The following is a 14,176-nucleotide window of genomic DNA, read 5'->3' as shown; positions in this document are numbered from 1 at the left end:
ATTTTGGAGTAGTCAGTGTCGGCTGGCATAGGTATAGCAGGCTTTGGCGATTCGGCTATCGAGCGCTGTTATATTTGCTGGGTTGCGAAAGCAGACGCTGTTAAGTTGCTGATCATCCGTCTTCAGCCGTCATCCCCGTGTCGGCAGGGATGCGGGAATGCCGTCAGAAAAACCAAGCAAAACCGCTGCGCAAGGCTTTAAACTAATTCCATTGCGATTTGCGCACGTTGAAATTGCGGCCCTTGATTTTGCCGGCCCGCAAGCAGGTCAAAGCCTTATCCGCACTGCTGCGTTTCACCGCAACATAGGCGTGTTTATCGAAGATGTCGATTTTGCCCACTTCGCCGCCGGCTATGCCGTTAGCGCCGGTGAGTGCGCCCAAAATATCGCCCGGCCGCATCTTGTCTTTGCGGCCGCCGTCTATCCATAGCGTGACCATCGGCGGCTCGAAGCGGTGTTCGCTGCTCAGTTTAAACGGGGCGATTTCGTCCCATTTCACGGAACCTGCCATATAGTCTTCGATGGCTTTGACTCTGTTCAACTCCGCTTCGCTGACCAAACTCAGCGCCAGGCCTTTCGCACCGGCACGGCCGGTACGACCAATTCTGTGCACATACACTTCCGGGTCCCAAGGCAGTTCGTAATTGATCACCGCTTGCATGTCTTTGATGTCCAGCCCCCGAGCGGCAACATCGGTGGCGACCAGAATCGAACAGCTTTTATTGGCAAAGCGCACCAATACTTGATCGCGGTCTTTTTGTTCCAAATCGCCATGCAAGGCCTGCACGGAAAAGCCGCAATTGGTCAATGTATCTGCCACGTCCTGGCATTCGCGCTTGGTATTGCAAAACACCACCGTCGATTCCGGGCGATGATAAGCCAGTAAATAACCTAGCGCATTCAGGCGTTTGGCTTTGTCTACCTGATGAAAACGTTGTTCGATAGGGTTGTCCAGATGGCTGGTTTCGACGCTGACCGAGACCGGTTTGAATTGAAATTTCTGGCTCAAGGCGCGAATCGGCTCGGCGTAAGTTGCCGAGAACAGCAGCGTTTGCCGATGTGTCGGCGCGTAGGCAATCACGTCGGTGATGATGTCCGCAAAGCCCATGTCCAGCATGCGGTCGGCCTCGTCCAGTACCAATACTTTTAAATGATCCAGGCGCAAGCTGGCTTTTTGCAGATGCTCCTGCAAGCGGCCCGGCGTCCCCACTACTACATGCACGCCGTGCTCCAGCGAACTGCGCTGCGGCGCGAACGGCGTGCCGCCGCACAAGGCCAGCACTTTAATATTTTGCGTGAAGCGGGCTAATTGGCGGATTTCTTTGCAAACCTGATCGGCTAGTTCGCGGGTAGGGCAGATCACCATGGCTTGCACTTTAAAGCTGCTCAAATCCAGCCGCGACAACAAACCAATGCCAAACGCCGCCGTCTTGCCGCTGCCGGTCTTGGCTTGGGCGATCACATCCTTGCCCTCCAGAATATGCGGCAGACTTTCGGCCTGGATTGGTGTCAGGTGGGTGTAACCCAGCGATTCGATGTTTTCCAGCAGGGCGGGTTTTAACGGCAGGGACGAAAATTCGGGTGTATTCACAAAGGCTCTAATTGATAAATGCGGCGCGCTTGCCGACATGCGGGAGGCCATGATACCAGAGTTGCATATTGGGTCCTTGCCGAATCAACGGGCTGCTAGCTTGCCATTCGCGGTCGATTTTTCACTTATCGGCTGATAAACAAAATCGTCCGCCTTTCAAACATTAAAAATATCGATCATTCGCTTTAAGCCGGAGGCAGACAATCTCAGTGAAAGCTTGGATCCAAACGACGATGAAAAACACGATTGAATTGATGTGGCAAAGGCGGGGGAGGCGAAGGTTGTTTGACTAGGAGATGAGAACCGTTCACCACCCGGTCACATTCGAGCGGGAATTTCGAGAGGCGCTGGCTAAACAAATGACCGGTTTTTGTTGACTATTAGATTGGCGTTTGGTGCATGTTCTAGCACAATCCATTGGCCTCATTTTTTGATACAGTACATCATCAAGTGATGCCTGGAAAACCCTATGAGAACCACTGTAACCATAGACGATGCGTTGTACCAAAAGGCCCTGGAAATGGCTGATCCAGGTATGGATAAGACCGAAATTTTCCGGGAAGCGATGAAAACCTTCGTTCGGATTCAGGCCGCTAAACGCTTGGCCGCCTTAGGCGGAACCCTACCGGAGATGGCGGATATTCCCCGAGATCGCCGACAAACCGAACCGTCTGCATGATATTGTCGATACCTCGGTTTGGGTTGACCATTTCAAAAATCGTAACGAAGACTTGGTTCGTTTGCTCGTTTTCGATTCGGCGTTGATTCACCCGCTGATCGTTGCAGAATTGGCCTGCGGTACACCGCCCGCTCCGAGAACTCAAACCCTGAACAACCTCCGCCAATTAAGGTATTGCAATCAAGCCAGTTTGCAGGAAGTGGAAGAATTTATCGAACGGGAAGCGCTATATGGCTTGGGTTGCGGGCTAATCGATTTGCAGTTTCTGGCCTCGGTTTTGATCACACCCGGCGCAAAGCTGTGGACGTTGTGCAAACGGTTGGCGAAACTGGCTGAGCGGTTTGGTGTGGCTTATCCAACATCGAAGACCGCGAATTGAAATTTCAGATTAATAAGGTAGGCAAATTGCCCACCATTAGCCTATTAATTCCGCGTGGACACGGAAATCGTGCCCAACTTAGACGGCTACACAAAAACTATAGCCGGTTAAAATTCAAACATTATCGAACCAACGTTCATTTTTGGCTATTTCTCCAACTGGCTTTGTTTGTTGAATCGCGTAAAGCCTACATGACCGCTCAGCAGAAGAGCTAATTATCTTTGGATAATCACTGCATTCACTCATTATTGATTGGGCAATATCATAAGGTATCTCAACATGGCTATTTAACCTATATCTATGAAAATACCTCTCGTTATATCGATTGATCTTTTTGTATAAAGTTTTTATTTTTGCCAATAATTCGACCTTTTTTGGATCAATAAAATATTCATGAATTAGGTGTTCAAACTTTAACTCATTGATATCTTCGATAGCGCTATTGAAGTCTTTAATGCTATTGAATATGAATTTCTGTGTATTTTCCTCTCCAAACCTAAAGCTTATAATGTATTTGATATTATCAGGAACTTGGGCTTCGTTAACGGCGTTTTCAACATATCTTTGTTGACTTCTACTGAAAATAGACAAACTGGTTGTAACTGACAATGACTTCGACAAAACAAGAAACTCTTCTTCATCTAGCTCGGCTAGCTGAGCGGATAACTCAGCTAGTAAATATACGATCGTTTTTGGTGTTGCCCAAGTAAAAAAAATCAATAGAACAAATAATTTATTCTGGTTAGATAAAAATAGCGCTTGCCAGTATCTGATGTTGCCTGACTTCATTCTTGCGCATCGAACTCTTTTACATAAAGATTGTTCGTTATTATGCAAATCATCATGATCATCAAATGTTTCTCCTTTTGATCTAATGCCTGATGCAATAGTAGCAATGAGGTAAAAACACCAGTTATCTTGTAAGCTTGATCTTCCAAGTTCAACTAGGTTATCCCAGTACTCAATCCTATCTTTAAAATGCGCGAGAGGAGTTACGAATATATGATTTAAAGATTTCAGAAAATCTAAAACAATATTATCTATTTCATCTGTAGCCTCAAAGTCAGTTAAAATTGTTTGAGTGGGTGAATTTTTTCGATCAATAAATTCAGTTAAATAATTCAAAAAATTTTCATTTTTGTTTTCAACCCTTATAGCATGAGACAAAATACCAGGGTGCAAAATCAAAGTCAGTGCTGCCAAGCTATTGTCAATCCCTTTTCGCTGAAAAACTGAAATCTCGCCTTTTAATATACTTGAAAATACTTTCTGCTTTAGCGCATAATTTTTTATAATTAATCCTAGTCGATTACCATTAATCGCAATTTGAAGCCTTTTATTTGTTTGACTCCTGTCTCCTTCTTCTAATATTTTAATCAAACTTGATTCATCAATTTTATGTATAAGCTGAAGCCTGTATGCATACTCAAACCAAATAGTTAATCGCTCCCCTGAAAGGCTGTTAGATATCTCAGTCCATTTTTCAAGATTGTGATGCTCGTTGTTATTGAGTATTCCAATTAACTCAGTTGCACAATCGTTGTTTTTGAATTTAGCCAGTTGATAAAAACATTCCTCAACTACTTCATTTTTACCGCATTCGTTTGGCAATATTAATGGCTCACCAGAAGCAATTCTTGAATCTTGATTTATGATGCTTCCAGTGCTTATTCCAACCAATATTATTTTCACTACTTCGCGAAGCTTTAATGGTTTTTGACTAAATACATAATCAGAAAGAATCTGAGATGTAATAGTTCTAGGATAGTTTGTGTATTGTAAAAGGCGATCATTTTGCAGTTCTTTTAACTCTTGAATAAGCATATCAAGCTCGCCGGCATCAGCGCAGCCAGCAAAAAACCGAACTACATTTTGCCAATAAAAGCTTCTTAAAATAACATGAAATCTATCCGGCTTTGTTCCAGGCTTTTCATTGCCAACCGAAGAGTGAGGAGCTGATTCGTATAGATATTTTGCACAAAAATATTCGCGCAGAGGCTGAACTTCGAACTCAAAAGTACCTTGAACTCTAGAAACCAAAGCGCAAACTCGTTCTTTCATTGCATCAAACAGTTGATCAGCAATGTCAGTTTTATGTCCCTCTTGTGTTAAATAATTTTTTAATCGATCATTTAGCTCAGAAACTTGAATTCGTCCGCTATTTTTATACTGTTCGGCCTCAGAATGAAGTAGCCACGCTAAATATTGATGAATATTGATTATTAAATCTCTTTTGTCACGTATTAATGAATTCTTTTCCGACTCCCTGTCAAAAAATAGCTCTATGTAACTATCATAAAGCGCGGTTCTTTTATTTGGCAATGACTGCCCTTTTGTTCTTAATAAGCTAATAAATATAGCCAGTTGCATTGGACTTTTTGCCAAATCTTTCAGATGAGGCATTGATATTTTTTCCTTAATCAATTTTCTAAGCTCACTCGCATCTCTACTTCCAATTTTACTAGCCTTGATCCATTTTTCAACATAGTCGTTAATAATAGGCGGCGTTATATCTGTTAATTCAAAATGAGGGTAGCTCTCAACTGAAAACTCTACTGCGTCTGAAAAAGCAGCTGGCCTGCTAGTTATTATAATTTGAATTGATTTACTATTAACAGAAATCCTAGTAAGCCCTTTGTTGATGAAATCGATAACCTCCCTGCGTACGCTAATATTGGCTATCTCATCAAAGCCATCGAATACAAACAAAATTGAGCTGAATTTGCATACAGCGATAAAATCAGCAGATGTAAATTCCTCGAGCTTTGAATGATAAAATACATGTGCAACCAAAAATGATTCGAGAGAATTCTTCCAGTTACTATTAAAATATTCATCATTAACTGTTCCTTCGTATGGGTTTTTTCTTTCCACCCAAGCCGCAATATCACGCAAATCAATTTTGAAAGGTAATCTAATTGGTGATTTTATAATTGAATCGGGCAAAAGCTCTATATCAGAAGATTTATTTAATAACCTAACTCTGTGTGCTTGGCATACGTATTGTGATATTGTTGACTTTCCTTGTCCTGGCCCACCTTCAAGTAACACTCGCTCAATTTCTTTCTGAACTTTTGGGTGCAGCAAGAATTGTGCGGCACCTAGATTGCTACGTTCTTCAATATAACCAAAATCTTCTGGTGTGCTTAGAATTCTGTGATAGCCAAGTGAGCCTAAAACATGTCGCAGTGATTTGTTTTTTGGATCGAACTTTTTTATTCGGATTGGCACATCAGTAAATAAATTTAGCAATCGATTTTGAAGATCAATCTGCTTAAACTTAACTTCATTATCAATTTCATATTGATCTGTTAAGTAAGATTTTATTACACTTTCTCTTCTTTCTTTGCTTTCATTAATGTTGTCAAATAACAACCCATTAAGTACGTCTTGACCACTCAGTATTTCAGGATATGTCCATTTAAATAATGGGTCTTTCTCAAATAGCCTTGATAAATCGTCACGCCACCAGCAAATCGAAGGGACTTTAATCTTTTCTTCGAGAATTTTGTTAACTTTATCTTTTGAACCTGTATCTAGGTGAGCTGTACCTCTGACATTAGTCAACAAATAAAACCCTTTTGCACCCCTTGGAATCAATTTATCTATTTTCTCAGCTTCACCTTGTATCGTCTCTGTAAACCACTTATGCACATCTTGAATCGTATTTGGATTTCGTACAAACTTTACTTGAAATACAATAAACTCTTTCGCAGTACTACTCATATAATATGCTGTCGAGTCTCTACCGCCATCAGGCTGACCAGTTGGAAACGCTTGTGAGTTTGGAAACTCTTTTGCGATAATTGTGCTACAGAATTCCTGAAATCTTTCATCACCTAAGTTTTCGTATAAATAATCCATATAAGCTTTATTCAAATATTTTAATAAGTTCTTGTTGTAAACGCATTGATAGATGGCTGCGCATCTTGAACATTATCGATGTGGTTTCTAGTTAATAACATTCTACCTTAGCCATTAAATTTAAGCTTAATTCAGTGCTTTGATTTCAATTCAATTCAATACGCCTGCACCCCAAATTTCAATAACAACCTCGGCAAAATATCGTCCAGATTCAACACATCCTTATCGGTCAACTCAATCAAATTGAAATTATATTTCTGGTAAATCGCCAGTTTTTCTTGTTTGCGAGCTAGATATTTGGCGTCGTTGTCGTAGCCCCAGAATTCGATATAAACCTTGCCGGTGGGGATGTAGAAATCGCAGTACATTTCTTCTTCGATCGGCAGTTTGCGCTCGTAGGCGTGAACGATTTCCGCCATGTACAGCCAGTTGTCAATCAGCATTTCCGCCTTGGAGCGGACGAAGTGGCCGTCGGTGGTGCGGTGGGTGGCTTCGAATTTGTGGCGGAAGCTGTCCATTTTGTCCGTGTCGGTCTTGGGTTTATCGACGCCTTTGATATTGTCGATGTTGTCTTTCAGCGCGCGGTTACGGGTGATTTTTTCCGGCCAACGCACGTAGGGAATGCCGGAGCGGCTGTCTTCGCCTTGCTCGGCGCCCATCGCCAAGCCTTGTTCGGTGACTAGCCAGCCTTTCAAACCTTTTTTAATCCAGCCTAGTTCCGACAAGATGTAGTTCATTTTGTTGGCCGGCAGTTCGAACTGTTGCCCGAGCACAGTGGCGGTCAGTAGTTTCGGCGCATCGACTTTGCTTGGCGCGTTCGGCAACTGAAAATCTTCCGGCCAGGCAACGTATTGGCCGTATTTACCGGTCAGATAGACACCGCCGGCGGCACTGCCTGCGTCAGTTAACTGCCATTTGTCTTCTTGTTTTTCGATTAGGCCCAGCGCAGTCAACTGCCCAAACATTTGCTCTTGGGACACCCCGCGCAATTTGGCCAGTTGGGTGGTGGACAGGCGCTTCTCGTCACTCATCTCTGTAGTTCTCTAGTTAGGATTAGACTAAGTTTAGACCATGCCCGGAGCCGCTCTTAAGCGGCGTTGACGGTTGATTTAACCTTGCCGGCCTGTAGATCGATAAATTGCTCTGTATGCGAACAGGAAAACGCTGCGTTTTTTCGGTAATGCGAGCAGCCCCAGAATTGGCCATGCGGTCCATTACGCAGCAGCATGGCGCCTTGGCAACGCGGGCAAATGGGTTCGACAAAGTCGCAATGGCGATTTTCACAAACGCGAAAGCGGCCTTGGGTTTTCAAGCCGCCGCCGCACCACTGACAAGCCCGCTGCGTGTGATTGCAGAGTGGATATTGGTTGCAGCCAAAAAAGCTGCCGTACTGGCTATCTCGGGGCACCATCCAGCCGGTTTTGCACGCTGGACAGGGAATATCGGCCATCTGCTCTTGAAAGCCGGGCCCGCTAAATTCGTCGACCGTAACGGCATAGTCGCCGTCGATTAATTCCCTGACAAACGGCGACGGGTTAAGACCGTTGGTGACCAAATACACGTGATGCCGCGCCCGCGTCAGTGCCACGTAGAACAGGCGACGCTCTTCGGCGTGTGCAAAGGCCTCGGCTTGAGGCAACAACAGCTCCAGCAAGGGATGAGTGGCTCTTTCCGACGGAAAGCCGTGTCGCCCTTTTCCAAGCCAAACACGACGACGTAATCGGCTTCTTTGCCCTTGGAGGCATGCACCGTCATGAATTGCAGTGACAGTTGCGGATAGCGCCGCTTTAAAGCGGCGACATCGGGCCGTTTAAAGTTGAAGCGCGCTAACAACAAAACACTCGCGGATGGCTTGGCCTTACCGGCGATGGCGTCGAGTGCCGCCTGTATGCCGGTCAAATCCTGATCGGTTTTGATTAGCGACACGGCAGCCTGCTCGACAAGACGTAGACTGCGGATCTGTTTGTCGATCTGACTGGGGTTTTGGATGACGAAGCGCGAAGCCACTTCGCCAATTTTGTTATTGAAGCGAAAGGTTTGATCCAGCACGCTGGTTGCCGTGTCGCCAAAGTGGGTTTGAAAGTCTTTGGTCAGTGCAACGTCGCTGCCGGTAAAGCGGTAGATGGATTGCCAATCATCACCCACGCTGAACAGGCTGGCTTCCGGTTGCTGGGCCATCAAGGCTTTCAGTAAGCGCGCCCGGCTGGCGGAAATATCCTGAAACTCGTCCACCAATACGTATTGGTACGGAGACTTAAAACGTCCGGATTCGACGTACTCGATGGCTCTGCCGATCATGTCGTCAAAGTCGATGGTGGCGTTGTCGCGCAACTGTTGTTGGTAGGCTTGGTAGATCGGTTCGAATAAATGCGCGGCAGCACGCATGCGTTCCTGGTCTTCATGCTTTTCTGCCTTTTCGACCAGTTGTTTGATGCTGAGGTAAGCGGCTTTGAACAAACTGAGGATTTGCGCCATCAGTTTGCTGAATTCCGATACCCGGCCCAACTGATTCAGTTGGCTTAATAATTCGTTTTGCGGTAGGGGTTGGAACTGAACGCCGGCAGCCTGCAATTTTTCGCTGAGTACCTCGGTCAATCGGCCTTGTTGTTTCAGGTAGCTGTAGGTTTCGATCAACGGGGTTTGATATTTTTCATGCAATGCCCGTTTCCAGGTCATGCCGGCCAAGTAGTTTTCTTGATTGATAAACGGCGGTGTTTGATTCAGCTCGTTGACCGCAAAGTGTTCGATGTAAATGCCGTAAGCCGGCAGGAAGAAATCCGGTTGGTAGACTCGGTAATCCGGGCCTGAGGTGTTGACCTGATAATTGGCTTCGTATTGATAGGCAATGCCTTGTCGATATAAGAAATTGGCAATCTCGCATTCCTCGTAGCTTTTGACGAGCTCGCCCTGTAGCGTACGAATATCGTTTTCGAGAATGTAGGCATTGTAGGCGCCCAAGCTCTTGAAATTGAATTGGCTTTTATAGGGATAGGCAAAGCGCAGAAAATAGGTCAGCAGCCGCGAGCGATAACGTTCATCCTCCAGCAAGCTTTGAATTTGGCTATCGACAAACGCGGCGCGCAAGGTATCGTCTTCGGCCATTTTGTCGATGGCCGGCCTGATACCTTCAACCTGGCTAATGATGTCTAAACCCAGGCCATGAAAGGTTTTCACCGTCAGGTTTTGAATCCCTAGTTTGGACTGGATGCGCTCTTCCATTTCTTGTGCCGCTTTGCGGGCATACGCCAGCATCAAAATCTGTTCGGGTTTTGCCAGACCGGCGTTGATCAGGTAACCCGCGCGGCCGATCATGGTGCTGGTCTTGCCGGTACCCGCGCCGGCCAGCACCAAGTTATGCTGCTCGTCGATGATGCAAGCGTTACGTTGCGCTTCGGTCAGCGGATTGGTTTCGACCTGATCAAAGAAGTCTTTGAAGTGCTGAGCCTGTCGAGCGATAAAGGTTTGATTGAGGTTCGCAACCTGCTGGTGTGCGTCGTCCAATAGAGGCCGAATAGCGAGATAATCCTGATGAAGCTCGGCTGGCAAACGCTGCAGACAATCCGTTCTTTTAAGTCCCGCCGCCAACCACAAATGATTGCCTATCCACTGTTCAGCTATGGATCGGCGAATGTATTTTTTATTGGAAAGCAGCAATCTGGCTTCTTGGGATGCTTGTATCAATGCAGGTACTAACTGCTGGTAAAAGCGTTGAATGCGTTGATTAACATAACGTTTAATCGAGACCTGCAACAACGCCGACTGTTCTTTATTGACGCCGCCAAAGCGTAGCGCTTGGCCATCATTTAACGTAAACAACAAAGTATCCCAAAACCAACCGGGGTCGATGCCAATTCCAGGCTGAAGGTTCAAGATCTGTAGGTTGAGTTGCTTTTGGTGCTCATCGATTAACACCAGCGTTTCTGGCTCGAGAACAAAGGCGTGAAAGCGGCGATCCTTAGCAAACCACTTGGCCCAAGGACTGAGTTGATAACGTGGTAGCGGCGTGGGGGTTGGTGTCTGCATGTTTCCGTACTAAATCAAAATCCTAATGTCGAATCAGGACTACCAAGTAAATCGAGTGGCCAAAACATGGAAATTAACATTTTTAGGCCGAAGCAAGCAAAGTAAAAGCCGTCGCGAACGGATTTTGCCGGACTTTGTTGATAGTGGTTTTAGTCATCTGTGCCGTCTGAAATTGTTTTGACTATTCACATCGGTTTGGGTGGCTGCCCCGGTTTGTCCGTCCATTCCCAAATTACGCATAACGCCAACCAATAGGCATGCGCGGTTTTCGGCGCCAGGTCGCGATGGGCTTTCCAGAAGGCGATGACATGACGCTTGCCGATTTCGTGCAGGTTATGCGGTCGTTCGGTCTGCTTGATGAATTCGACGAACTTGATCATGCGGCCGACCTGCAAGCGGCGATGGGCGTTGGCGTCTTGGTGGGCTTACTGGTGGGCCAGGGCCTGGATGTGTTGACACGCACTACCTCCAGACGTCCGTGAGACAGGATGCTGCGGGCGTGTTGATCTAATACTTCAGCGGCTTTCAGGCTAATGTTGAGTTGTGTTGGGAAACAAGCGATCGTACGAAGTCAGTTTCAATTGCCGTGTGCGGGAGCAGGTATCGGATCTATTTTTGATGGAAGCCTTGGCGGTAACCTCCACGCGATGTTATGTGCTTCGAGTAAAGCAATCAGCCTTGCGTTTTTAGTTTGAAGATCGGCTAAAATGTATTAGTCACGACTTGATCTGACACATCGACTTGAAAAGATGAGAGTTACCGGTTTTGATAGGGGTGTCGAATCCTTACACAAAACACAAAAGGTAACTCTCATGATCCATACAAACAATCCGATCATTAAACACAAAGCGGGGCTGTTAAATTTAGCCCAAGAACTGAATAACGTCTCCAGAGCCTGCAAGGTGATGGGTGTCTCGCGCGATACGTTTTATCGTTATCAAGAGCTGGTAGCCGAAGGTGGCATTGATGCCTTAATCGACAAAAACCGCCGGTCTCCGAATCTGAAGAATCGCGTCGATGAAAGCATTGAGCTGGCAGTGAAAGCCTATGCGGTTGAGTGGCCAGCGCATGGACAGCATCGAACCAGTAATGAACTGCGTAAACAAGGGGTATTCGTATCCGGCAGCGGCGTTCGCTCCATCTGGTTACGGCATGACCTGGAGAACTTTAAAAAGAGGCTTAAAGCACTGGAAGCCAAGGTAGCCGCCGAAGGGTTAATGCTGAGCGATGCGCAGATTGCGGCGTTGGAGAAAAAGCAGCAGGATGATCAAGCCTGCGGCGAAATCGAAACAGCCCATCCCGGTTACCTGGGTTCGCAGGATACCTTTTACGTTGGCAACCTCAAAGGGGTTGGGCGGATTTACCAGCAGACTTACGTGGACACCTACAGCAAAGTCGCTCACTGCAAACTGTACACCACCAAAACGCCGATTACTGCCGCGGACATCCTGAATGACAAAGTATTGCCGTTCTATGAAGCCAACGCATTACCCGTTCTACGCATTCTGACGGATCGCGGCACAGAATATTGTGGCAAGGTCGAACAGCATGATTATCAGCTATACCTGGCGATCAACGACATCGACCATACCAAAACCAAGGCCATGTCGCCGCAAACCAATGGGATTTGCGAACGCTTCCACAAGACCATCTTGCAGGAGTTCTATCAGGTCACGTTCCGCAAAAAGCTCTATAGCGACCTGGATGAACTCCAAAAAGATCTGGACGAATGGCTGGTTTATTACAACAATGACCGAACTCATCAGGGCAGAATGTGCAACGGCAGAACGCCGATGGATACCTTGCTGGATGGAAAACAGATTTGGGCTCAAAAAAATCTGAACCAAATCTAATCTGACAGACACCCCGCAAAAACGGTAACTGTCAGATCAGGTCTGAGCTAATACACAGCCAGACTGAGCTGAATAGAGCTGACACTGAAAGGGGTTATATTTCCCGAACGGGAACTTCAATGCTTGTCTATCGTAAATTCTAAATTAAATTTCCCGTTCGGGAAATTAAACTTGTATGTTGGTTGTTTTCGCCTAATAATTTCCCGAACGGGAAAAACCTCATGATCAACATCCAATCTACACAACAACTTGGCCTAGCGCTACGCTCTGCCCGCAAACAGCTCGAATTAACTCAATCCGAATTGGCGTTGGCGGCAGGTGTTGGCGTTCGTTTTATCGTCGACCTCGAAGCAGGCAAGCCGACCGTGCGTCTGGAAACGGTGATGCGCGTGATTGAAGCACTGGGTGGGCAGGTCATGCTCGATGGCCTGCCGGACATGACCGAAGCACCATGAGCTATTTGCTTGCTGTCTATTTATTTGATCGTCGAGTAGGGGATTTGGCCCTGGTTGAAGGCAGACTGCAATTTTGCTACTGCGCCGACTGGCTGCAACATGCCGACGCCGTCCCGCTGTCCTGCTCGTTACCGTTGCAAGTAGAGGTTTTCAACGACCAACAGACGCGGCCTTTCTTTGCTGGATTGTTACCGGAAGGCAAATTACGCCAACTGATTGCTCGCCAGTTTCAGGTCTCGAAGCAGAACGACTTTGCCTTGCTCGATCATATCGGCGGCGAATGCGCTGGTGCGGTTTCGCTATTGCCGCCAGACCGATTACCCGCTGTATCTGAACCAGCGAACGAGATCGACTGGTTATCCGACTCTGACGTAGTGGCCTTGCTGGATGAATTGCCACAGCGGCCGATGCTGGCTGGTCGAGATGGCTTGCGCCTGTCCTTGGCGGGCGCTCAGGATAAGTTGCCGGTGGTATTTGATGGTCAACGAATCGGTCTGCCCCGCAATGGCACGCCCAGTAGTCATATTCTCAAACCGGCCATCGCTGCCGTTGAAGACAGTGTAATCAACGAAGGTTTCTGTCTGGCATTGGCAGGTGCAATGCAATTCCAGACCGCACAGTCGAGGATTTGTGCCATTCGCGACCGCTCATTTTTGCTGGTTGAGCGTTATGACAGAACTCAAACTGCAATTGGCCAATGCGTGCGTCTGCATCAGGAAGATTTCTGCCAGGCACTAGGCGTGGTACCGGAACTGAAATATCAGAACGAGGGTGGGCCGGGTTTGGAACGGTGCTTCGATTTGGTCCGCCGCGTGACCCGACCGAGTGCGACGCAGGTGTTGCGACTGCTGGATGCGGTCATTTTCAATGCCTTGATTGGCAACCACGACGCCCATGCCAAGAACTTTTCTATCTTGTATGCCGACAAGGGTGCCGTTCTGGCGCCACTTTATGACGTCCTGTCAACCGCCGTTTATCCCAGTCTGACGCCCAAGATGGCAATGCAGTTGGGTGGCAAATATAAATTTAGCGAAGTGCAGGCAAGACACTGGGACCGCTTTGCCCAAGCGGCGGGCTTGTCGGTAGCGCAAACCCGAAAACGCATTCTTGGTTTGTGCCAACGGCTACCGGTGGTTGCTCGCAGGTTGCAGACATCGGCGGATCATGAATTTGCTGGAAACCCAGTGATTGAACAACTCGTACAGCTGATCGAGCAACGCGCGGCGCTGACGGTCAGGCGGTTCGCCGGGTTTGATTAAACTCTAAAGCTGTTGGATACTCGACACAGACTAGAGGGACGCCGGTGACTGTCACTTATTGAAATGCTTGGGG

At 46.9% G+C, this 14,176-nt stretch carries 11 protein-coding genes; 6 read left to right on the top strand and 5 right to left on the bottom strand.

Annotated features, from left to right (window positions below):
* Window positions 1-202: 202 nt before the first annotated feature.
* Entirely contained in the window at window positions 203-1,591 is a 1,389-nt protein-coding gene (dbpA, locus tag JWZ98_RS11855) for an ATP-dependent RNA helicase DbpA (RefSeq protein ID WP_101052362.1), read from the bottom strand.
* 469 nt (window positions 1,592-2,060) lie between these two features.
* Between dbpA and JWZ98_RS11850 the strand changes: the two genes are divergently transcribed.
* Both JWZ98_RS11850 and JWZ98_RS11845 read left to right on the top strand, forming a co-directional pair.
* Window positions 2,061-2,270: a type II toxin-antitoxin system VapB family antitoxin gene (locus JWZ98_RS11850; protein WP_205450220.1), complete on the top strand. Its 210-nt coding sequence runs from the start codon at window positions 2,061-2,063 to the stop codon at window positions 2,268-2,270.
* Between the two features lie 61 nt (window positions 2,271-2,331).
* Window positions 2,332-2,649: a VapC toxin family PIN domain ribonuclease gene (locus JWZ98_RS11845; RefSeq protein WP_240347954.1), complete on the top strand. Its 318-nt coding sequence runs from the start codon at window positions 2,332-2,334 to the stop codon at window positions 2,647-2,649.
* A 114-nt stretch (window positions 2,650-2,763) separates the two neighbouring features.
* On the opposite strand, the gene JWZ98_RS11840 is transcribed toward JWZ98_RS11845, so the two are convergent.
* The 4 genes from JWZ98_RS11840 to JWZ98_RS11830 all read right to left on the bottom strand — a co-directional run bounded on the left by JWZ98_RS11840 (window position 2,764) and on the right by JWZ98_RS11830 (window position 10,536).
* Window positions 2,764-6,528 carry a hypothetical protein gene (locus JWZ98_RS11840; protein ID WP_205450219.1) on the bottom strand — a complete coding sequence of 1,255 codons (3,765 nt, stop codon included), beginning with the start codon at window positions 6,526-6,528 and terminating at the stop codon, window positions 2,764-2,766.
* A 140-nt stretch (window positions 6,529-6,668) separates the two neighbouring features.
* Window positions 6,669-7,544 carry a glycerol kinase gene (locus JWZ98_RS11835; protein ID WP_205450218.1) on the bottom strand — a complete coding sequence of 292 codons (876 nt, stop codon included), beginning with the start codon at window positions 7,542-7,544 and terminating at the stop codon, window positions 6,669-6,671.
* Window positions 7,545-7,600: 56 nt separating this feature from the next.
* Window positions 7,601-8,152, bottom strand: a complete 552-nt coding sequence (locus tag JWZ98_RS23175) for a topoisomerase DNA-binding C4 zinc finger domain-containing protein (protein WP_240347952.1) — start codon at window positions 8,150-8,152, stop codon at window positions 7,601-7,603.
* The gene (locus JWZ98_RS11830) at window positions 8,092-10,536 is read right to left on the bottom strand and encodes a UvrD-helicase domain-containing protein (protein WP_240347950.1); all 2,445 of its coding nucleotides are present in this window, start codon (window positions 10,534-10,536) and stop codon (window positions 8,092-8,094) included. The genes JWZ98_RS23175 and JWZ98_RS11830 overlap by 61 nt, the downstream gene beginning before the upstream one ends.
* A 257-nt stretch (window positions 10,537-10,793) precedes the next feature.
* Here JWZ98_RS11830 and JWZ98_RS11825 point away from each other — a divergent pair, with 257 nt between their 5' ends.
* The 4 genes from JWZ98_RS11825 to JWZ98_RS11810 all read left to right on the top strand — a co-directional run bounded on the left by JWZ98_RS11825 (window position 10,794) and on the right by JWZ98_RS11810 (window position 14,103).
* Complete coding sequence (locus tag JWZ98_RS11825; protein WP_205450217.1) at window positions 10,794-11,018, top strand: hypothetical protein; 225 nt, start codon at window positions 10,794-10,796, stop codon at window positions 11,016-11,018.
* Between the two features lie 330 nt (window positions 11,019-11,348).
* Window positions 11,349-12,389 (top strand): IS481 family transposase, encoded by a 1,041-nt coding sequence (locus JWZ98_RS11820; protein WP_205450216.1) that lies wholly within the window; start codon window positions 11,349-11,351, stop codon window positions 12,387-12,389.
* 221 nt (window positions 12,390-12,610) lie between these two features.
* Window positions 12,611-12,844: a helix-turn-helix transcriptional regulator gene (locus JWZ98_RS11815; RefSeq protein ID WP_205450215.1), complete on the top strand. Its 234-nt coding sequence runs from the start codon at window positions 12,611-12,613 to the stop codon at window positions 12,842-12,844.
* Window positions 12,841-14,103 carry a type II toxin-antitoxin system HipA family toxin gene (locus JWZ98_RS11810; protein ID WP_205450214.1) on the top strand — a complete coding sequence of 421 codons (1,263 nt, stop codon included), beginning with the start codon at window positions 12,841-12,843 and terminating at the stop codon, window positions 14,101-14,103. Before JWZ98_RS11815 ends, JWZ98_RS11810 begins: the two co-directional genes overlap by 4 nt.
* Window positions 14,104-14,176: the final 73 nt, after the last annotated feature.

Source organism: Methylomonas sp. EFPC1 (genome assembly GCF_016925515.1).
Lineage (GTDB): Bacteria > Pseudomonadota > Gammaproteobacteria > Methylococcales > Methylomonadaceae > Methylomonas > Methylomonas defluvii.
Note: the sequence above shows the minus strand (reverse complement) of the source record. Positions and strands in the feature narration are given on the sequence as shown.

Bases quoted from the DNA above. Each gene is read 5' to 3' on its own strand.
- JWZ98_RS11850 (WP_205450220.1), top strand. From the start codon at position 2,061: ATGAGAACCACTGTAACCATAGACGATGCGTTGTACCAAAAGGCCCTG.
- JWZ98_RS11835 (WP_205450218.1), bottom strand. From the start codon at position 7,544: ATGAGTGACGAGAAGCGCCTGTCCACCACCCAACTGGCCAAATTGCGC.
- JWZ98_RS11830 (WP_240347950.1), bottom strand. From the start codon at position 10,536: ATGCAGACACCAACCCCCACGCCGCTACCACGTTATCAACTCAGTCCT.
- JWZ98_RS11825 (WP_205450217.1), top strand. From the start codon at position 10,794: ATGCGCGGTTTTCGGCGCCAGGTCGCGATGGGCTTTCCAGAAGGCGAT.
- JWZ98_RS11820 (WP_205450216.1), top strand. From the start codon at position 11,349: ATGATCCATACAAACAATCCGATCATTAAACACAAAGCGGGGCTGTTA.
- JWZ98_RS11815 (WP_205450215.1), top strand. From the start codon at position 12,611: ATGATCAACATCCAATCTACACAACAACTTGGCCTAGCGCTACGCTCT.
- JWZ98_RS11810 (WP_205450214.1), top strand. From the start codon at position 12,841: ATGAGCTATTTGCTTGCTGTCTATTTATTTGATCGTCGAGTAGGGGAT.